The sequence below is a fragment of the Ornithinimicrobium sediminis genome, assembly GCF_021272345.1.
Taxonomy (GTDB): Bacteria; Actinomycetota; Actinomycetes; order Actinomycetales; family Dermatophilaceae; genus Ornithinicoccus; species Ornithinicoccus sediminis_B.
On sequence record NZ_JAJSDQ010000010.1, the window covers coordinates 43,757 to 62,236 of the forward strand.

The 18,480-nt window shown below is 66.9% G+C and carries 18 protein-coding genes; 2 read left to right on the forward strand and 16 right to left on the reverse strand.

Going from position 1 to position 18,480, the window contains the following annotated elements:
• Window positions 1-104 precede the first annotated feature (104 nt).
• The 6 genes from mcrC to LVO85_RS15670 form a co-directional block, all read right to left on the reverse strand.
• A complete protein-coding gene (gene mcrC, locus LVO85_RS15645; protein ID WP_232748518.1) occupies window positions 105-1,181 on the reverse strand; it encodes a 5-methylcytosine-specific restriction endonuclease system specificity protein McrC in 1,077 nt (358 codons plus the stop codon).
• Window positions 1,178-3,490, reverse strand: coding sequence for an McrB family protein (locus LVO85_RS15650; RefSeq protein WP_232748523.1), 2,313 nt, complete (start codon window positions 3,488-3,490; stop codon window positions 1,178-1,180). The genes mcrC and LVO85_RS15650 overlap by 4 nt, the downstream gene beginning before the upstream one ends.
• A 241-nt stretch (window positions 3,491-3,731) precedes the next feature.
• Entirely contained in the window at window positions 3,732-5,066 is a 1,335-nt protein-coding gene (locus LVO85_RS15655; protein ID WP_232748526.1) for an ISL3 family transposase, read from the reverse strand.
• A 345-nt stretch (window positions 5,067-5,411) separates the two neighbouring features.
• Entirely contained in the window at window positions 5,412-6,179 is a 768-nt protein-coding gene (locus LVO85_RS15660) for a hypothetical protein (RefSeq protein WP_232748531.1), read from the reverse strand.
• 803 nt (window positions 6,180-6,982) lie between these two features.
• Window positions 6,983-7,705 carry a DUF5655 domain-containing protein gene (locus LVO85_RS15665; protein WP_232748532.1) on the reverse strand — a complete coding sequence of 241 codons (723 nt, stop codon included), beginning with the start codon at window positions 7,703-7,705 and terminating at the stop codon, window positions 6,983-6,985.
• A complete protein-coding gene (locus LVO85_RS15670; RefSeq protein WP_232748533.1) occupies window positions 7,683-8,078 on the reverse strand; it encodes a hypothetical protein in 396 nt (131 codons plus the stop codon). Before LVO85_RS15670 ends, LVO85_RS15665 begins: the two co-directional genes overlap by 23 nt.
• Before the next feature lie 277 nt (window positions 8,079-8,355).
• On the opposite strand from LVO85_RS15670, the gene LVO85_RS15675 reads away from it, so the two are divergent.
• Window positions 8,356-8,685 (forward strand): histone-like nucleoid-structuring protein Lsr2, encoded by a 330-nt coding sequence (locus tag LVO85_RS15675; protein ID WP_232748539.1) that lies wholly within the window; start codon window positions 8,356-8,358, stop codon window positions 8,683-8,685.
• Between the two features lie 117 nt (window positions 8,686-8,802).
• On the opposite strand, the gene LVO85_RS15680 is transcribed toward LVO85_RS15675, so the two are convergent.
• From LVO85_RS15680 to speB, 6 genes are read right to left on the reverse strand one after another with little or no spacing between them, the layout of a single operon-like run.
• Window positions 8,803-9,228, reverse strand: a complete 426-nt coding sequence (locus tag LVO85_RS15680) for a YybH family protein (protein ID WP_232748545.1) — start codon at window positions 9,226-9,228, stop codon at window positions 8,803-8,805.
• The gene (locus LVO85_RS15685) at window positions 9,225-9,776 is read right to left on the reverse strand and encodes an SDR family oxidoreductase (protein ID WP_232748547.1); all 552 of its coding nucleotides are present in this window, start codon (window positions 9,774-9,776) and stop codon (window positions 9,225-9,227) included. Before LVO85_RS15685 ends, LVO85_RS15680 begins: the two co-directional genes overlap by 4 nt.
• Complete coding sequence (locus tag LVO85_RS15690) at window positions 9,776-10,468, reverse strand: SDR family NAD(P)-dependent oxidoreductase (RefSeq protein WP_232748552.1); 693 nt, start codon at window positions 10,466-10,468, stop codon at window positions 9,776-9,778. Before LVO85_RS15690 ends, LVO85_RS15685 begins: the two co-directional genes overlap by 1 nt.
• Window positions 10,465-11,139, reverse strand: coding sequence for a cyclase family protein (locus tag LVO85_RS15695; protein WP_232748553.1), 675 nt, complete (start codon window positions 11,137-11,139; stop codon window positions 10,465-10,467). The genes LVO85_RS15690 and LVO85_RS15695 overlap by 4 nt, the downstream gene beginning before the upstream one ends.
• Before the next feature lie 6 nt (window positions 11,140-11,145).
• Window positions 11,146-12,531, reverse strand: a complete 1,386-nt coding sequence (locus LVO85_RS15700) for a purine-cytosine permease family protein (RefSeq protein WP_232748554.1) — start codon at window positions 12,529-12,531, stop codon at window positions 11,146-11,148.
• Window positions 12,528-13,553: an agmatinase gene (gene speB, locus LVO85_RS15705; protein ID WP_232748561.1), complete on the reverse strand. Its 1,026-nt coding sequence runs from the start codon at window positions 13,551-13,553 to the stop codon at window positions 12,528-12,530. The genes LVO85_RS15700 and speB overlap by 4 nt, the downstream gene beginning before the upstream one ends.
• Before the next feature lie 155 nt (window positions 13,554-13,708).
• Here speB and LVO85_RS15710 point away from each other — a divergent pair, with 155 nt between their 5' ends.
• Complete coding sequence (locus LVO85_RS15710) at window positions 13,709-15,199, forward strand: PucR family transcriptional regulator (protein ID WP_232748555.1); 1,491 nt, start codon at window positions 13,709-13,711, stop codon at window positions 15,197-15,199.
• A 181-nt stretch (window positions 15,200-15,380) separates the two neighbouring features.
• Here LVO85_RS15710 and LVO85_RS15715 read toward each other — a convergent pair whose 3' ends face one another.
• From LVO85_RS15715 to LVO85_RS15730, 4 genes are all read right to left on the reverse strand, one after another.
• Window positions 15,381-15,716: a hypothetical protein gene (locus LVO85_RS15715; protein ID WP_232748556.1), complete on the reverse strand. Its 336-nt coding sequence runs from the start codon at window positions 15,714-15,716 to the stop codon at window positions 15,381-15,383.
• A 196-nt stretch (window positions 15,717-15,912) separates the two neighbouring features.
• On the reverse strand, window positions 15,913-16,095 hold the full coding sequence (locus LVO85_RS15720) for a PspC domain-containing protein (protein WP_232748557.1): 183 nt from the start codon (window positions 16,093-16,095) through the stop codon (window positions 15,913-15,915).
• Window positions 16,096-16,451: 356 nt separating this feature from the next.
• Window positions 16,452-17,234, reverse strand: coding sequence for an alpha/beta fold hydrolase (locus LVO85_RS15725; protein WP_232748558.1), 783 nt, complete (start codon window positions 17,232-17,234; stop codon window positions 16,452-16,454).
• Between the two features lie 495 nt (window positions 17,235-17,729).
• Complete coding sequence (locus tag LVO85_RS15730) at window positions 17,730-18,212, reverse strand: class F sortase (protein WP_232748559.1); 483 nt, start codon at window positions 18,210-18,212, stop codon at window positions 17,730-17,732.
• Window positions 18,213-18,480 lie beyond the last annotated feature (268 nt).

Below are 18,480 nucleotides of genomic sequence, written 5' to 3' on the forward strand. Positions count from 1 at the left end.
ACGTCCTTCGCGGACCAGCTCGTGAGGCTCGTCCTGTCCTGCGGCGGATCCGCGTGACCGCACATTCTCGAGGGGCTCGGCGTGAGTCGCCCCGGGGCCGTTGATCACTGAGTCAGGGCGGTCTGCTTGTCCTCCAGCCAGGTGACGATCTCTTCAAGCTGAGCGCGAAGCTGGTCCCAGGGCCGCCCGAGGTCGAGGGTTCGAGCGCCGATGCGATTTCCCTGTATGACGACGTCGAGGTCGGGCTGGTCGGGTGCGTTGGTGCGCGCGTAGAGGAGAAGCCCGCTGACGGATCCGTCGCGGTGGACGTCGGCGTTCTTCGTGTAAGCGAGCATCTGGTAGAGGTGCTCTGAGTGCACGGTAGTTTTGCTCCCCCACTTGCTGACCTGCATCGATTCGCTGTAGTACTTCGCGTCAACGATAAGGGTGCGCTGCTCTGACCGGAGCGTGACGTCGGTGCGCATTGCTGGGAGTTGTTCGACCCCGCGTGTCTTCGTGCCATCGAGGTCCCAAGCGACGGTGGGCGCACCCGGTGACAACTCCGGGTGGTGGAAGGCGTAGTACTCCCGAATGAACCGCTCGTACAGCCGGTTCATCTGCTCATCCGACACCCACGAGGTGAGTTGTGTGGCTCCGGGGTTCTCGGTGGGCAGGAGCCCGCGGACGACCAGTTCACAGACACCGAGCAGCAACCGGTAGGTAGCGTTGGCGCGGTGGTAGGTGAGTGCGTCCCAACGGATCGAGGTCGGCGCGATCAGGGTCACGGCGTCCAGGTAGGGCAATAGCCGGCGAAGTGCCGCCTTGCGCGGTGTACCCACGTCGCCCCGGCGGATCAGGAGCACGATGACCGACTTCAGGGCCCGGTTGTGCGGCGTGTCCGCCTCGTACTCGTCGAACTCGCACACCAGCCGCCCCCGCGTCGTGGAGCGGGTGGCGACGGTGCGGGTGATGTTGATGCGACCACGGACGGTGGCGAGCTCGTCGCGGCGGTCGAGGTAGTCGCGGTGAAGGCCGCGCTTGACCTGTGCGCCGACGCCTCGTGCAAGGATCTCTGCGAGCAGGTCGTGGAGGTGGTCGAACCGCTGGCCTTCGATCCGATCCTTGCCCTCGGAGCGGATCGCACGGAACGCGTACGCCAGCATCACGTAGACGTTCGAGATGGCGATCGTCCGGTCGATCATGCGACCGCGGCCCTCAGCCTGTCCGCCCACTCCTTGGCCTTGGCTAGCTCGTCGAACCAGTACTCATCGATCAGCGGGATGAGTTCGTCCTCGACGACCGAGTAGAGCCAGGCATCGTCTGCGTCGGTGCCCGTGGGGCGGGACAGGAAGCTGTGCCCTATGGCGAAGCCCTGGCCGAGCGCAGGGTCCTCGGCGATCGCTGCGTTGAGCTCGACGACAACCTCGACGAGGCGATCGAGAGTGGGGCTGCCGGCGTCCTGCTGCCAGCGACCGAACCCTGCTGAGTCGAAGCCGGGGGGCATCTCGAAGAAGCCGAAACGTCGGCGCAGCGCGTAGTCAAGCACGGCGAGGCTGCGGTCGGCGGTGTTCATCATGCCGATGATGTGGACGTTCGCCGGGACGGAAAAGGTCTCGTTCTTATAGAGCAGGCGCAGGTGGTGTCCGCGCTTGTCAGCCTCGATGAGCATGAGCAGCTCGCCGAAGATCTTGGAGATGTTCCCGCGGTTGATCTCGTCGATGATGAAGAAGTACGGCCGGTCGTCGTCGGCGGCGCGGGCAGCTTCGCAGAACCGATAGAACGGGCCTTCGGCCAGCGTGAATCCGCCTGCCTCAGTGGGCCGGTAGCCCATCATGAAGTCCTCGTAGCTGTAGCTCTGGTGGAACTGGACCACCTGCACCCGGGCTGGGTCCTTCGCGCCCATGACCGAGTACGCCAAGCGCTTCGCGGCGTACGTCTTCCCCACTCCGGGCGGGCCCGCAAGGATGACGTTCTTCTTGCGGGCCAGCAGGGCGCGCAGCCGTTCGTAGCGCTCCTCAGACAGGTACACCTCCTTCAGAAACGCAGCCTTGTCGTAGGCCGGAGGAGGCGTTGAGGGCTCGGGCAGCGGTGGGACCTCTTCGCCAGTCACGAGCCTCTCAAGGTCCTCGACGTAGTCGCGGAAGGTCGTGACGTCAGTCAGAGTCTTGATGGCAGCGGATCCGGGGTGCTCCCAAGAACCCGTGTGAGTCCAGTTCACCGAGCGGACGTGGCGGTAGGACTCGCGCCCCGGCTCGAACCGTGAGTCGGACGTGACCTCGCCGCGCCCGACGATCTCTCGCCGCCCGCGCTTGGCGAAGACGATGTCGCCGACGGCGATCTCGTTCTGGAACTGCCAGACGGCAAGCACGATGTTCGTCTTCGACCCACCGGTGCCGTCCGGGTCTAGGGCCTGGCGGACCGCTTCCCGGCTCGGGTAGGTGGCAAGGTCGTCGAGCTCGTCCCAGCCGATGGCCATGATGCCGCTTGATGAGAACTCGTCCCACTCCGAGGCCTGCGGACCGGGGGCGTAGAGCCAGTAGTGCCGTGGCCGGGGCTCGGCTATGTCTGCGGACTCAGCATCCGAGTCGCTCTCGCCTGGCGAGTTGTTCCAGAGCTCGTTCACGCCAGGAGACCAGAAGTGGAACGGTCCCTCGATCTCGCTGGCCAAGGCGGCGCGGATCGCGAGCAGGTCACGGTCTATGGCTGCAGGGTCTTCACCGGTCGCCCCGCCGATCCGATCGGCGAGTCCATCGCGGACCTTCTTCTTCATCGACGCCGACGAGATCGGCTCGAACACCTCCGGCCAGGCGAGGAACTGCAGCACGTTCCGCATGTCGGAGCGGTCGTCGCCAGAGGTGAGCATGACGTGCTGCAGCTCCCACGGGTCGTTGCGCGCCTTCTCGCGCTCGGCGAGCGGTAGGCCGGTCCAGTAGCGCACGAAGGTGGAGGCCCAGATGACGTGCCGCCAGAGCGCGCCGTGGTACCAGGTCCCCGGCTCCAAACCTGCGGTCCCAGGCGGGCGTCCCAGCCACGTGGACATCGGCTCGGGGATCGTCACGGGTGGGTCGAGGTGCGCCAGAACCCGGTCGACGTGGGCGCGGCGGGTCTCAGGCTTGGCTGAATGCAGCGGGTGCTCCCGGAGAAACACGAGTTCGGCCGCGAGCAGTACCACCTCGCGGGGTGCGCCTTCGAGTTGACGGTCAAGTTTGTCCCATTGGCCCTGAGCCTTGCCGAGGATCGGGTTGTCCCCGATCCTCGCGCGGAGGTCCTCCGCTGTCTCAGCCGTCCACATCATCGTCCCGGGATCGATCACGGACCGACCGTCTCCGAGCATGTGCTCGAGCACTTCTGCGGCGTCCCGCGCTATTGCCATGTCGGCGGCCGGCCGCGAGGCTGCGACAGCAGCGAGAACGTCCTCACCATGTTCGTTGGTCACGCTTGCATTCTTGCCGACCATCGCCAGCTTCGGCTGCCAGAACCTCTCTTTCCTGCTGCACTGGTACCTGGCCATCCGCTGCCGAGGCGTCAACCACATGCCCCTCGGCTCGGAATCCCTCTCCGACTACCGGGCCTCGGAGCAGCGACGACACCGGCCGGTCTCACACCGGTCCAACGCAGCGAGTCGTCGCCGCCCGGCGAGGAGACGGCCGGGTTGGCCCGCTGGTGCGGCGTGCTCCAAGTGGCCAACGGCATCGTTGGTGGGCACGATTGGGAGGTGTGGCTTTACGGGCTCTTCGTCTTTGAGGGTGGGGTCATAGGTTCAGGCCTCCGCCGATGAGGAGCACGCGGAGGCGGTAGTTCTCGAAGTTGGTCAGGCCTCGGGCGATGCGGCGGTGGAGCTCGATGAGTCCGTTGATGGCCTCGGTGCCGCCGTTGGTGGCGCCGGTGTCGAAGTAGGCCAGGAACGCCTCCTTCCAGGTGCGTAGGGTCCGCCCGAGCCGGGCGATCTCGGGGATCGGGCAGGTCGGGAACGACGCGACGATCCGCTCGGCGATCTTCTTTCCCTCGGGCTTGTCCGTGGTCTTGTACGCCGAGCGGAGCAGCTGGGCGGCCTGCCAGGTCAGGTCGACCTCGTCGTGGGCCTCGTGGGCAGCGAACGCCCGCTCGATCCGCCCGCGCTGCTTGTCGGTGAGGTTCTCCTGCCCGGCGCGCAGGATGTTCTGGATGCCGTACAGCGGGTCGTCTTTGCGACCGCGGTGTCCGGTGGTGTCCTGCTGCACCCGGCGGCGGACCTCGTCGACGCACTTGGTGCCCAGCGCCACGACGTGGAAGGCGTCCAGGACCGCGGTCGCGTCAGCGAGCTCGTCGTCGATCGCGGACTTGTACCCCTGGAACGGATCCAACGTGGCCACGTCCACGCCGGCGGTGAACTCGCTCCCGCGTGCCTCGAGCCAGTCGGCGTAGGCAGCCTTGGTCCTGCCCTGGACCAGGTCGAGCAACCGGGCTCTGACCTGCCCGTGCTCATCGACGGTGAGGTCGACCATGCCGGTCAGCTCTTTCGGTCCACGGCCCCCGTCCTCGGGCGGCTTGGTGGACACGTGGTGCCACACGTGCTCATCCACGCCCAGGGTGGTCACGCCGGCGAAGCGGGTCTCGTCATCGGCTGCGGTGGTCAGGATCGGCTTGATCGCCTCCCACACCGTGCGCCAGCGGACCCCGAGCTGGCGGGCCACGCCCTGCACGCTGGCGTGCTCACGGCGGATCTGAGTGATCGCCCACCTGGCCGCCCGGGAGGTGAGCAGCCCGCGAGGCCGGGCCAGGTCGGGGTCCTGCTCGGTGAACGTCACCACCTCGCAGAGGTCCTCCCGGCACCGGTACCGGCGCTTGCGCCACAGCAGCACGACCGGGGTGCTGAAACAGGGCGCGTCGACCAGGCGCACCGTCCGCCGGCCGAGCGACTCTGCCACCACCCCGCAGGCCGGGCACCCGGTGGGGACCATCGCGGACTCAACCGTGACGGTCAACAGGTCCACGCCACGATCGACGGTGGTCACGTGCACGCCCTCCAGCCCAAGGAAGAGGTCGCAGTTGTCGCAGTACGCACCGCCCGCGCACACAGCGGGGCAGCACGACGTAGGGTCAGACACGTCGAGGTCCTTGAGATCGGGAGAGGTAGAAGTCCCCTGATCCTCGGGGACCTCGACCCCATCACCGGCTCAAGTCCGCGCTGCGGCGCGTCGCCACCCCACCCTCAAAGACGAAGAGCCGCTTTACGCCTACGTCGACCTCACGCTGCACTTGCACCGCCAGCCCGAGGGGCCGTGGGTCGGGGCGAACAGCCAGGTCTCGTGGCGCCTGACCCGTATCGGCCAGTCCTCCTCGCACATGCATGACATACACGGCCAGGTCGGGTCGGTGGTGTAGTCGCTGACGCTGCGGCCCCGGACCTGACGCCACCCAGATGGATGTGTGGCGGCGGTTCGCCCGGACTTTCAGCCGCGCGCCCTGGTGATCAGCTTCAGTCCAACCACTCTCACCGTGCTCTTGAACGGGCCGAGCTTCGCGTTGACGTCGTCCAGCACCTGCAGTTGGGGCAGCGGCCTCAGGACTTCGTCCCCGAGCGTTGAGACCCGACCGTCCTGGAAGTGCACAGGCACCTTCTTGGTTTCCGTGTAACAGGCGTTCGCCGTGCCCGCCGCGCCCAGGCCCCCGATGATCACCTCATACGGGTCCGTCGCCCCCCAGTCATCGACCGACTGGGCGTAGTTGTGCACTTCGAGCGCGCACACGGCGAGCGCACGGGAGCCAACTTGACTCGTGAGCGATCGCACGTATGCCGGCCCCAGCCGTGCGTTAACCGCGTCCAGAAGCGCCCCCTGGGCCTCCCAGGCCAGGGTCGTTTCGAGGTCCAGCGCCCACGCGACGTCCTCCGGCGGGCGGTGGATACGCATCGAGGCACCAGGTGAGAGGAAGACGCTGTCAACGAGCATGACCGACAGCGCCGCCTCCTTGGCGGCGCCCGCACCCAGTGCGTCGTCGGCGAGGACGCGCTCGCTGACGTCCGACCAGCTCACGCCCTGCACGACCCATAGCGCGTCCGTCCGGTTACGGATCCAGGTCTCGCTCGCTCCGGACTCGAGACGCAGGCAAACGTCCCACGAGCTGATGTAGGGCATCTCCTCGGGAATGCTGGTTGTGACGACAAGGGGGTGTCCCCCTACGAACGCCGCGCAGGCCGCCGGGTCCGTCGCGTGAGACACGGGCGGATCGTCCGGGACCTGGGGGGGCGTGTCCGGGGATTCGACTGGCGGTGGACTCCAGGTGGACTCCTCAGGCACCGGATTCGAGGTGCAGCCGTTCAGCCCGACCGCTGACGCAATCAGGAGGATCACCCATCGGCCCATGGTTCAGTGTGGACCTCGACGCGCCCGAGGGGAAGGACCCGTGGCCAGGATGGCTCGGCGGGTCTCACGGAGTCCGGGTATGGGGTGGCCGTGCCTCTTCCGAGCACCAGTCCAGGTGAGATCATGCGGCACCGTGAACGTTTCTCAGGTGAGCTTGCTGATGGCTCGGTCGAGGGCCGCGGACTGACTGGTGACCAGGGACGACGCGGCTGGTCCTCAGTGCCTCTAGCCTGTCGGTGCTCGGGTCGTTCATGGGCCCTGCCACACTGGGGTCCAGCACCTGGAACCGGTGCAGGTTGTCGTGCAGAGCACGGCTGGCCAACAGTTCACCCGCCCAGACGCTGGTCGCCATCCCGGCCAGGTCCATGGCCACGCCCAGCCATGAGCCGTTCCCGTCCAGCACCGAGTCTCCGGGAGCGACTCCGGTGCCGAGCGAGACCATGACGATGGACTCGGCGGTGGCGCCGCCCTCGAGCGCGAGGGCTTCGGAGAGCGCGACTCCTCCAGGGTTGTTCGCCCAGACGCCGCCGTCGACGAATTCCCGGTCCTCGCCCGCCCGTCAATCGGCCTCTGGCGGGATGGCTGACGGGCGGTGGGTGCTGGACTGGCCGCTGGTGATGACTGTGGAGCCCAATGGAATGCCCTGGTTCGCCCCAGACTCACCGTCCGTAGGCGGCTTCGATCAGGCTGCGGGCATCGCCCAGTTGCTCAGCGGTGGTCAGCGAGTACTCGACGTCTCCCATCCCGAAGTGCCCGATGTTGGTGGTGTCTCGCATCACAGCGTCGTTCCACAGTTTCGTGGAAGCAGGGTCCAGGCAAAGGTACAAGAGGATGCGGCTCTTCTGAACCTCTACCGTGAAGAAGGACCGCTTCCCCCGGAAATAGCCCACGTAGAACTTCCGGATACGCCGCGAGACGTCACCACCGAGAGACTCGGCATAGTTGTCGACCGCCTCGAACAGCTCGCGGATTAGGCTGCTCTTTCCACCAATGTGGTGATCGAGGTCGTACTCCTTGCCCTTTGGGGGGACCGCAGGCCCAACTCCCTTTGCGGAGGCAGGCGTGGGCTCGGTGGCGAGCGGCGCGGGCGTCGTCACATCCCCGTCGAGCACCCTCACAAGACTACGTCGCAGGGCCTCGCTGGAGACGGCTGGATGCCCCAGCCTGTCCGACAGCAACTTCATGAACTCCCTGGGAGGGTTGGTGGCCAGATTGGCCAGCGCGGCCCGCACACGGGTGTCAGTGAAGACCCGCTCCCCCAACGCGTCGAGCTCGCCACTGGACACGGCGTCCCTGCTCAGTGCCCGCAACTGGCGCAGCCGGTCGGCCAACGACTGGGACTCGTCGCGCAGATCCACTTCAAACAGGAGCTTCTGGTCCATTGCCACAGGCTCCGTTAGTCTTGAACACGCGGTACTGCAGGCCGTTCGTGAGGACGCACCACACGACACCGTCGTTGTTGGCGTAGTTCACCGTCTGCGCGATGAACTTCTTGTCGTTCAGGTTCTCCTTCAGGCCCTTCGCCTCGACGTACAGGCTCGTCCCCCCGGCCACGATCAACGCATAGTCCAAGTAGGTCCCCTCGAACACCTTCACCTCCCGCTGAACAGCGTCGAGGTCATCGGTGTCCCAGCCAAGCCCACGGAGGACCGGCTCGATCAGCAGCGCCTTCGTGTTGGCCTCGTTCCCCTTCTTAGCCTCTCGCAGCCTGGACGATCGCTCCAGAACATCAGCAATAACTTGAGACATACCCATGCGTGGCATGCTGCCACACCCCAGGATCCGACCGGTGTGGAACACCCACCCGAGACGACGTGACACGACCACCACCCGCGCTCACGCACTTGGTCACCATGTTTGGTTGAAGCAATCAGCCCACGGGTGCGCAAGTGGCGACCGTGCGAACGCGCGTCAGCTCGGCCGAGCGGCGGGGCGAGGATCACATCAGCTTGGGCCGCTACCGTGCGAGTACAGCCGCACGCTGCGTATAGTCTGCTCCGACACAATCGCAAATCTACCTAGGAGCAACAAGATGGCGCAGCGCGTCCAGACGCTTTTTGTCAGCGACCTCTCGGGCGATGACCTCGGCGAGAGTGGCCAGACCGTCAGGTTCGGCTACAAGGGCGTCGAGTACGAGATCGACCTCAGCGAGAACGAGATCGCCGACTTCGACAAGGCCATCGGCATGTACATCGAGCACGGCCGGAAGGTCGGCGGGCGACGCCAGGCTGGCCAGAAGTCATCCGCGAGCAAGGAGGACCTCAGCAAGATCCGGCAGTGGGCCAAGGCCAACGGTCACCAGGTTTCCGAGCGTGGCCGCATCGCCCAGGCAGTCAAGGACGCGTACTACGCGGCGAACTGAGCACCACAAGCGAACGCCCCGGCAGCCCTCAGGGTTGTTGGGGCGTCCGCATATTCAGGATTGCTGATCGAGTTGGCAAGCCCGATGCTGCGCAACCGGCTCATTGACGGCGGAGACTCACTCCCCGTCGGGCATGGTAGAGAGGTGCTCATGCACGGCGAGCCATCCGCTATCAGGCACTCTGCGAAAGATGATCGTCTCCCGCTCCACGAGTGTTTCCTCACCCTCTAGCGTGCTGGTCCTGGTGCGGACGTCATGGGTGAAGACTGCAACGTCGCCATGAACGTCCAGTGCCTCATTGGACGATCGGCACTCTAGCACCCGGAAGTCCAGGTGGCGCTCCCAGTCCAGCCACAGCCGCTCGTAGTCCGCGCGTGATCGTAACGGCTGGCTGACATTGTGGAAGATGAAGGTCGCCGACTCATCGAAACAGCCGAAGTAGTCAGCCACCCGGTGTTCGCCGAACGCCGCGACGAGTTGGGCTGCGGCTCGAAGCACCTCGACCTCGTCAGTCTGGGACTGCCCTTCCTTGGACTCGTTCATGGTCGCAATTCCCCGGCGCTGCCAAGGGTGATGAGCTGCCCTGTGATGGCGCCCCCGTGAGTACCACCAAGGTAGGCGACGGTCCTGGCGACATCCTCGGGACGAGGGGGGTCGAAGGGGTGGAGGACGACTTCGTTGACGGTGATGCCTTGGGGGCCGAGGTCACGAGCGAGGGTCTTCACGAGGCCGACGACGGCTCCGTGCGCGACGGCAGCCGCGCTGGCGCGCAGAGACGTGGGAATCCATCCGGACCCGAGCACTACCACCCGGGCGTCACCGGAACGACGCAGGGCTGGGGTCGCGGCATGCACCAACCGGAAGGGCCGGGAGACCGCCGCGCGCACGTCGTCGTACCAACGTTGCACGTCGCTCTCGAGGAAGTCGCCGGCCGGAGGCACAGGAGTGTCGACGACGAGCAGGTCGAGGGTCGAAGGCAAGTCCGAGCCACTGTCGTAAACCTCGTAACCGTCCAGGTGAAGCGCGCCAACCACCGACTCAACGATGGCGGCGTCCTCGAGCTCGACGAGAGCTGTTCTGCGCCGGCTCATCAGATTGTTGCTCCGCAGTTGGGCGAGACGACCTGGCCGACGAAGGCCTGGCCGCTACGCACGATGAACAGGACTGCCGCGGCGATCTCGTCGGGTCGCACCAGCCGTTGGACTGGAATCGTTGACAGGAAGTCGTCGGCCCGCCACGGCGAGTCCACCGCGAGCATCGGGGTGTCAGCCGCGCCCGGCGCGACGGTATTGACCGCGACGCCCGCCGACTGGACCTCCAGCGCCAGGCTACGGGTGAGGCCAACGATCGCCCCCTTGGTGGCCGCGTAGTGGGCGTCGCCTTGGCTCCCGCCGTAGCCGAGGTCGGAAGAGATCATGACCACGCTGCCACGTCCACGCTCCACCATCCGGGGCACCACGGCGGCGCACGTGTTCGCGGTGCCGCCGATGTTCACGCTCAGCATCCGCTCCCAGCTCTCGTCGCTGATCTCCTCGATGTCGAGCATCTCGTAGATGCCGGCGGCCGTGACGAGTACGTCGATGGCACCGAGCTCGTTTTCCACCCGACGCACGGCCTCGGCCACGTCGGCCGCGATAGCCACGTCGACCTCGATGCTCAGATCGGTCTCGGAGCGCAGCAGATCGACCCCTGCTACCCGCCAGCCTTCGGCCCTCAGGCCTTGCGCAATCGCGGCACCGAGACCCCTGGCGGCGCCGGTAACCAGGGCGATGCCGTCGCTCATGACACCACCTCCATCGCCACCGCTCGCACGGGAGCACCGTCTGCTCCCCGAAAACGAATCGGGAGAAGGCTCACCACCGGGTCAGGGAAATCGATGTCAGCGAGCCGGGTGAGGTTCTCCGCGATCGTTCCGCCGGCACCGAGCACTTCGTAGTGCGCGGCGAACCCGCTGGGGTGCTCGGCAGCGTCAGAGGTCTCATCGAGGCTCATCGCGTCGATCGCCACGGTGCGGACGCCCGCGGCCACCACCCGCTGGGCGGCCGCTGCGTCCAGGAACGGGTGCTCTGCGTACGCGTCGGTACCCCAGTGCTCGGACCACCCGGTGTGCAGCACCAGAATGACCCCGGACTCGAGCGATGAGGCGTACGGCTCGATGTCCCTCCAGGTGATCGGCTGTCGCGGCTGCTTGCCTCTCACATTCACCACGACGGCCGGCGCGCACAGCAGGCCTAGGTCGAGCTCATCGACGCGGGCACCGTCCTCAAGGAAGTGGTAGGGCGCGTCGAGATGGGTGCCGGTCTGGGAGCCCATACTCACATGCAGCACGTTGTAGCCGTCCTCGGCGATGGTCGTCGCAGGGGTGAAGGCCGGCTCGGGGTCGCCTGGGTAGACGGGTGTGCCCTCGCCGACCGGGTGCGAGAGGTCGACGATGCGGCGGATCTGCGGTGCCATCGGCCTTCACCTACCCACGGTGTCGGTCGCTGGCGGCGAGGTCGCCGCCGCTCGGTCGGCCTGAGCCTTCGGTCTACGTCCGACGAGAAGGCTGGCGAGTAGGTAGAGAGCGAAGGTCACGAAGAAGACCGGCACGGTCGCACCGAAGGACAGCGGCGACACCTGAGACCAGTAGTAGGCGAGCGCCGCGCCGACAGCCCAGCTCAGCAGCGCAACGGGGTTGAGGCCGCCGGAGTACCAGTAGGCGCCGCCACGGTCCTTGACCAGGTCGGCGAAGATGTAGCGTCCGCGCCGCAGGATGTAGTAGTCAACGAGCAGGATCGCGAAGACCGGCACAAACAGCCCGCTGATCAAGAACAGGAAGTCGATGAAGCGCTCGAGCAGCCCCTGCCACGTCGCACCGACGATGGAGATCAGGCCGATGACGAGAGCAGCCACGAGGAAGTTGTCCTTGGGACGCACGTTCAGGTACGACATCACCATGCCGTAGACGACCATGGTGTTGGTCGCCATCACCGAGATGAAGATGATGATCGCCAAGGGGACGCCGAACCGTTCCACGATGACGGTGGGGTCGAACGGGATGGGCTCGCCGCCTTCGAGGAACACGTAGCCGAGGGCCGTCGCCCCGAGCGCCATGGCGGTGAACGTCGAGGCGGTGTAGCCGATCGCGGTGCCAACGACGCCGGCCCGCTCGCTCATTGCATGGCGGTTGAAGTCCGCGGACAGGACCGTCCACGAGATCGCGGTCGCGACCACGATGTCGAAGACCACGATGGTTGTGATCACCTCTGGCTGAGCAGGGATGGCGAGGAACTCGCTCACACCGAAGGTGCTGAAGGCCGTGTAGAAGACGTAGCCGGCGACCGCGACCATGATCACGGCCAGCCACGGCTCGACCCGCTGGATGCCCAGGTGGCCGAAGAGCGCCAGCAGCACCACGATGGTCTGGGCAATGACGGCGAACAGCACCGGATTAGAGAAGCCTGTGGCGCGCTCCACGACGTAGTTGAGGGTGATCCCGGCCAACAGTGCCTGGACCCATGCCCATCCCATGAGCACGATCAGGTTGAAGGCGGCCGGGAGATAGCCGCCGCGCCGGCCGAAGGAGCCGCGGGTCAACACCATCGTGGGCAGGCCGGTGCGGGTCCCGATCCGGCCCACCAGGATGAGGACCGCGCCACCGACCAGGGTGCCGGTGAGGATCATCAGCAGGGCGGTGGCGTAGGAAACGCCGGGCACGAACAAGGTGCCGGTGAGCAGTGTGGTGACGACCATGTTGGCGGCGAGCCACAGCATCGCTGTGCGGCCCAGGCTCATGGTCCGTTCGGCAGGTGCGTCCGCGTCGGACTCCTTTGGCATCCTGCTAACCAGGTTCTGCCAGGTGCTCATGCTCTCTCCTCCGGGGTCTGATCGGTGCCGGTCTCGGTGGTGCCGCGACCGCTGGATCTCGCCATCGCCGACAGCAGCTCGTAGACGACGTGCGAGGCGGCGATGCCGGTGATCTCCGCGTGGTCGTAGACAGGGGCGACCTCGACAACGTCGGCGCCGACGAGGTTCAAGCCACCCAGGCCGCGAAGAACCGCGAGCAGCTCGCGACTGGTCATACCCCCGGCCTCCGGCGTGCCCGTGCCCGGAGCGAAAGCCGGGTCGAGTACGTCGATGTCGATCGAGACGTAAACAGGTCGCTCCTGCACCCGGTCCCGAATACGCTCCAGGACACCACCGACGCCGATGTCATCCATCTCAACGCTCGGCACGATCTGGAAACCAAGCTCGGCGTCGTCGGTCAGGTCCTGGGTGGAGTAGAGCGGGCCACGCGTGCCGACGTGCATACAGCCGGACCGGTCGATGAGGCCCTCTTCGGAGGCCCGCCGGAATGGCGTCCCATGAGTGTAGGCGGCACCGAAGTAGGTGTCCCAGGTGTCGAGGTGGGCGTCGAAGTGCACCACCGCCACAGGACCTTGCCTTGCCGCTATGGCGCGCAGCAGTGGCAGGGCGATGGTGTGATCCCCGCCGATCGTCACGAGCCGGCCGGCCCGTTCCAGCATCGCCTGCGCGCCGGCCTGTATCTGGCTGATGCCGTCCTCGATCGAGAAGGGGTTGGCAGCCACGTCCCCAGCGTCCACGACCTGCTGAGCCGCGAACGGCTCTACGTCAGCCGCAGGGTTATAGGGCCTTAGCAGCCGGGAAGACTCGCGCACGTGTGCCGGGCCGAACCGAGCCCCGGGGCGGTAAGAGACCCCGGCGTCAAACGGGACGCCTATCACGGCCACGTCGACGTCAGAGACCTCGTCGATCCTCGGCAACCGCGCAAATGTCGTCGGTCCGGCGAACCGCGGCACGACCGTGGCGTCGACCTGCCCTACCGCACGTTCGCTGACGATGCGCGGAAGACCGCCACTCTCGCTCATCGACTGTCTGGAGCCGGTCATCCCACCCCTCCAAGATCGGGCCAGTGGTGTGGATCACACGCTAACCCTCGACACACAACGAACTTCCCTGACAGTTATGCCAATCTTTGAGCGATACTGTCGGAACTGGAGTGCGGAACGAGAGGACCTGGGCCGTGACGGTGACGATCCGTAGCCTGATTGCCGACGGCGATCTGCGGTTGACCGCCCATGGTGACCCGCAAGGGCTTGACCACGAGGTGGGCTGGGTGGCGGTATCCGAGCTACCCGACCCCACACCGTGGATTCAGGGAGCCGAGCTCCTGCTCACCAGCGGCATGTGGCTCAACGAGGTGGCCGACCGGGCCCGAACCGCTGACGAATGGGCCGGACGGCTCGCGCGGTCGGGTGCCACGGCGGTGGGATTCGGGCTGGAACCGTGCTTCACCGCAGTGCCGGTCGAGATGGTAGCCGCAGCCGAGCGCCACAGGCTCACCTTGTTCGAGGTGCCGCCAGGTACTCCGTTCGTAGCCATCGCCCGTCGCGTGGCCGACCTGCATGCCGCAGAGTCACGCAGGCGCCAGGCCGACGCCGTACGCAGCCAGCAGCGGCTGGCCGCCGCGGCCAGCTCCGGCAGCCCCGCGGTGGTGCGGACACTGTCGCGTGAACTCCGCGGGTGGGTCATCACCTTGGACGCGGGACACCGCATGCACGACCGTGCGGGTGACCTCCACGACGTGAACCTCGCGCAGGTCCGCGAATTGGCAGTCCAGGCAGCACGGGAAGCTCGACGCAGCCTGCTCGCCGGCGACTCCACCCAGCCGGTTTACCTCGTTCCTGTAGGAGACGCCGACAGCCGACGAGGCACCTTGTGCGTCGACGGACGATCGATCACCGGCCACGCCGGCCAACGCGTTGGCATCGTGGGGACAGCGGCCGCCATCTTGTCGGTGATCCCGTCTTCATCGCCCGAACCGGTCCTGGATGTCATCCTGGACCTGCTGCTCACAGGCGAGGACGACGTAGCGCACAGGATCTGCGAAGCCGCAGGCCTGCAACTTCCAGAGCGTCTGGTAGCGGTGAGCCTGGGCGGTGTTCAAGCCGAGCAAACGGTGACCCGCGCGATCTCGCTGGGGATGTGGCGCCTGCCCTGGAACCACAGCACGAGGACGGTCGTGGTCGGAGAACCATCGGTCGTGGCGGCCAGGGTCTCCGACCTCATTGACCAGACAGGTGCGCGTGCCGGAGTTTCCGCGCCATACCCTCCGCGAGATGTCCGCCGAGCGGTACAGGAGGCCACCAGCGCCCAGCGACTCACCAACGACAAACAGCGGCTGGCCCACTACCGCAACTTGACCGTCCCAGCCCTTGAAAGCCTGCTAGCGGCCGAGCCGACCCAGCACTTCGCCGAAGGCCTCCTCGCACCGCTGATCGGGCACCCCGAACAAGACCGGCTCTTGGAGTCAGCCACCGCTTGGTTGCAGGCACACGGACGTTGGGACCCGGCGGCCGCGACCCTAGGGATCCACCGAGCAACGCTTCGCGGACGCATGAACAGACTCGCCGACGCCCTCGGACTCGACCTGGACAGTGCCTACGACCGACTCGCCCTCGCCCTCGCACTGGAGACCTTCCCAACAGCCGAAAAGAACAACGGTCCGAAGTAGCGCGCTTCGCACACGGGGCCACCGTCTGCCACGGGACATTGGGACATCACCGGGGACGTCCGGCTCTGCGCAGATGCAGTGTAGGGAGCGCTAGCGCGTCGCTGGCCGGGTGAGGGTCGAGGTCTATCAAGGATGGCAGCTCGCACGCTGCCCATGAGCACGGACAGGTTGCCCGTCCGGTCTAGCGGTCCGGGGTGAACATCGGCAGGCTGCTCCGCAGACGCTCGGCCGACACCTGACCGCTGCTGTCCTTCACGACCACGCGCTGCAGGTCTGGGTGCTCCTCGCCGGTCAATGTCAGCACAGATAGCGCTGCGTTGTAGGTGAGCGCGTCAGTGGGGTCGGACGCATCCAAGGTCACAGAGACAGCGCCCTGCTCCTCATCCTCCACGGACGAGATGCGCCGAGCCCAGTCGTGGTCCGGCTTGGAGTCCGCGTCGAGCTCGGAGAAGCCGTCCTCCACCTGGAAGACCGCACGCAACTGAGCCTCAACACGGGCAGCCAGAGAGTCCGTCATACCCCAGACGCTAGTCGTCAGCACCCACTCTCGCCCCTGCAAGCCACACCAACTACGGCACTCGCAACCCTGCCTCCGGTGGGATCGAAGCTTCGCGGCCCAGCGGTCGCCTGCCCTCCCAACCACACCACCGACGTGAGAGTCACGGCCCTCGACAGGGCATCGTGCCCACGATGCGGCCATCAGTCTCCTGCCGTCAGCCCTCCTTGGGGATCATGATCCACAAGACGATGTAGACGATCTCACCGACGCCAGTGACTCCGAAGATGACGAAGCCGATCCGGACGAGCAGCTTCGGCACCCCGAACCGCGCGGCGAGGGCTGCACAGACGCCGGCAATGATCTTGCCGCTGCGGGGCCGGACCAAGGCTGGTGACATGACGGGGGTCCCTTCCGTTGGGTAAAAAGAGTCTGCCACTGGATCCTCAGCCCGGCGCGCCGGAGAACGCCCGTACCGACCATCACCACCCTCGCCAGAGCCCGCGCGCAGGCAGCGACCGTTCGAGCGCTCCGAGGCTGGACACTGAACCCCCAGGTCCGTGTCTCGCATTCTTCCCGCCGTGGGACGAGCGCGGCCGTCCCTCCGCGAGGTAGGGGCCTGCGCACGTCTACGACGAACGGGCGGACTTCACCGGTCGTCCGGGCCTCAGCAGCTGCGTGTCACCAAGGGGTCGACTGCGGCAACACCGAGGTTTCATGCGTTCTGAGGGCAGGCGGTGCCGGGTCCGTCATGCCTCAGGCTGTGTTGTCGAGGATGAGCCGGACTGCGTCATCTGGTGCGTCCCATTGGGGGAAGTGTCCGCACCGCTCGAACCAGTGCACCACCGCGTCCGGGAAGGCCGCTTGGGCCCGTGAGGCCTGTCGGGGCAGGGTCACCAGGTCGCGGCGACCCCAGCCGATGGTGGCCCGACCAGGCAGGGTACCGGCTGGGGCCCCTGCCTGCTTGGGCCCCTTCGTCAGAGCGTCCATGGCGGGGCCGGTGGCGGGCGCCTCCGCTAGCCCGCGCAGGTCCGGCAGCACAGTGTGGGCGGAGAGCGCCCAGGGCCGGGCGGAGAACTGGGCGAGGAGTGCTGTTCGCGTGACGGGGTTGCCCAGCATCGTGGGCAGCACCGCGTGCAGCGCCTCGACGAGCTTGATGGAGGGTCGCAGCGTGGCGCCGAAGACAGCCAGTTCGCGATCGTTCCAGAAACCGCCCGGATCCAGGGCGACGGTGTCTCCGCCGACCCCGCGACGGGCGAGCTCGAGCACTATCCGTCCGCCCATGGACTGGCCCGCGGTGGAAACCTTGCCGAGCCCCTGCTGGTGGATGAAGTCCGCGACCGCGTCGGTCAGGGTCGCGATCGAGACCTCGCCGGTCAGCGGTGGGGTCTCGCCGAAGCCGGGCAGGTCGACCGCGATGACCTCGCGTCGCGCAGCCAACCCGCCCAGGATCGGGGTCCAGGACTGCAAACCCGCGCCGAGACCGTGTACGAGCAGCAATGGGCTGCCGCTGCCGCGCCGAACGTGATGCAACACCATGGTCGAATGCTATGAGCGGTGATCCTCGGGCGCACCCCAGTGCTTCACTCTCTTCCCGGCCGAGGTGGCACCGGTACGGCATGTGTCCTCACCAACTGGAGGACAGATCGGGACGAGTTACGCACAGCGAGGCCGAGCGCCCGAACGTGGCCGGCACCCGGTCAGCCACGGGGTGGGATGCGGCTCCTGACGGTGTGGTGCAGGAGCCGGCCACGCTCGCCTTCGGACGGCCACCACTCTGAGGACGCCACGACCGTCGGTTCCGCTTGGCGTGGGGTGCCCGCAAGAACGGGTACGCGTACGGGTCGAGGTCATCGACGCCGAACCCCCCGACGTCGTCGACCGACTGCACGTCGTAGACCTGCATGCTGGCCTGAGAGGACCTGGCGCACCAGCTCACGTTCTGCGTCGGGTGCCGCGGCCGTCATGACGAGGCTGGTGAAGAACCGTCCCCCGATTCGGCGTACGGAGACGTCTCCGGACGCGATGCATCCCTTAGTTGGTGGTGTCGACCAGGGTGGCGTAGGCGACGATGTTGTCGCGGTAGCCGACCGTGCCGCCGTCCCATTCGCCGCCGCAGGTGATCAACCGCAGCTCCCGTCCGGTGGAGGCGTAGATCTCCACGGTGGGGAGGTCGTCCTTGGGGTAGTGGGCTACGCGATCGACGCGGAAGACGGCGGTGGTGCCGTCCTGGCGGTCGATGAGTATCTCGGCGCCCGCGGGCACGTCGGTGAGGTCGAAGAACACGGCTGGGCCTTCGTGGGAGTCGACGTGCCCGGCCATGACAGCGGCGCCCAGGTCACCGGGGGCGGTCCCCCACGAGAACCACCCGACCAGGTCAGGGTCCTCGGGCACCTCCAGGACTCCGTCGGCGTCCAGCCCTAGGTGCAGCAGGGTGGTGTCGACATCGATGGAGGGCACACGCAGCCGGACCGGAGCAGCGGCGCTCTCACCGGATGTGCGGGCCTCGCCCGACACGGAGTCGCGGTTGAGCACAGGTTCCGAAGAGCCGCCGGCTCGGGTGTCCCCAGGCGAAGTGTCGGGCGCTACGGCCGGCGAGGGTGCCTGTGGGGGTGGTGGTTGCTGAGTCGCTGCGGCCACCCCGATAAGGCTCAGGCCGAGGACGAACAGGACCGTGGCGGTCACCGGCGCCAGGAGACGCCGGTGACCGCCACGGGTGCGGTGCTTCCCGGACGGGCCGCCGCCCTGGACCGCTGGCGCCGTCATAGGCGCCGGGTCCGGGACG

Excerpts from the sequence above, each read along its gene's own strand:
- mcrC (WP_232748518.1), bottom strand. The coding sequence starts at position 1,181 with ATGATCGACCGGACGATCGCCATCTCGAACGTCTACGTGATGCTGGCG.
- LVO85_RS15670 (WP_232748533.1), bottom strand. The coding sequence starts at position 8,078 with ATGGGTATGTCTCAAGTTATTGCTGATGTTCTGGAGCGATCGTCCAGG.
- speB (WP_232748561.1), bottom strand. The coding sequence starts at position 13,553 with ATGAGCGAGAGTGGCGGTCTTCCGCGCATCGTCAGCGAACGTGCGGTA.
- LVO85_RS15720 (WP_232748557.1), bottom strand. The coding sequence starts at position 16,095 with ATGTCACCAGCCTTGGTCCGGCCCCGCAGCGGCAAGATCATTGCCGGC.
- LVO85_RS15715 (WP_232748556.1), bottom strand. The coding sequence starts at position 15,716 with ATGACGGACTCTCTGGCTGCCCGTGTTGAGGCTCAGTTGCGTGCGGTC.
- LVO85_RS15680 (WP_232748545.1), bottom strand. The coding sequence starts at position 9,228 with ATGAACGAGTCCAAGGAAGGGCAGTCCCAGACTGACGAGGTCGAGGTG.
- LVO85_RS15695 (WP_232748553.1), bottom strand. The coding sequence starts at position 11,139 with ATGGCACCGCAGATCCGCCGCATCGTCGACCTCTCGCACCCGGTCGGC.
- LVO85_RS15665 (WP_232748532.1), bottom strand. The coding sequence starts at position 7,705 with ATGGACCAGAAGCTCCTGTTTGAAGTGGATCTGCGCGACGAGTCCCAG.
- LVO85_RS15675 (WP_232748539.1), top strand. The coding sequence starts at position 8,356 with ATGGCGCAGCGCGTCCAGACGCTTTTTGTCAGCGACCTCTCGGGCGAT.
- LVO85_RS15700 (WP_232748554.1), bottom strand. The coding sequence starts at position 12,531 with ATGAGCACCTGGCAGAACCTGGTTAGCAGGATGCCAAAGGAGTCCGAC.
- LVO85_RS15685 (WP_232748547.1), bottom strand. The coding sequence starts at position 9,776 with ATGAGCCGGCGCAGAACAGCTCTCGTCGAGCTCGAGGACGCCGCCATC.
- LVO85_RS15650 (WP_232748523.1), bottom strand. The coding sequence starts at position 3,490 with ATGGCCAGGTACCAGTGCAGCAGGAAAGAGAGGTTCTGGCAGCCGAAG.
- LVO85_RS15725 (WP_232748558.1), bottom strand. The coding sequence starts at position 17,234 with ATGGTGTTGCATCACGTTCGGCGCGGCAGCGGCAGCCCATTGCTGCTC.
- LVO85_RS15690 (WP_232748552.1), bottom strand. The coding sequence starts at position 10,468 with ATGAGCGACGGCATCGCCCTGGTTACCGGCGCCGCCAGGGGTCTCGGT.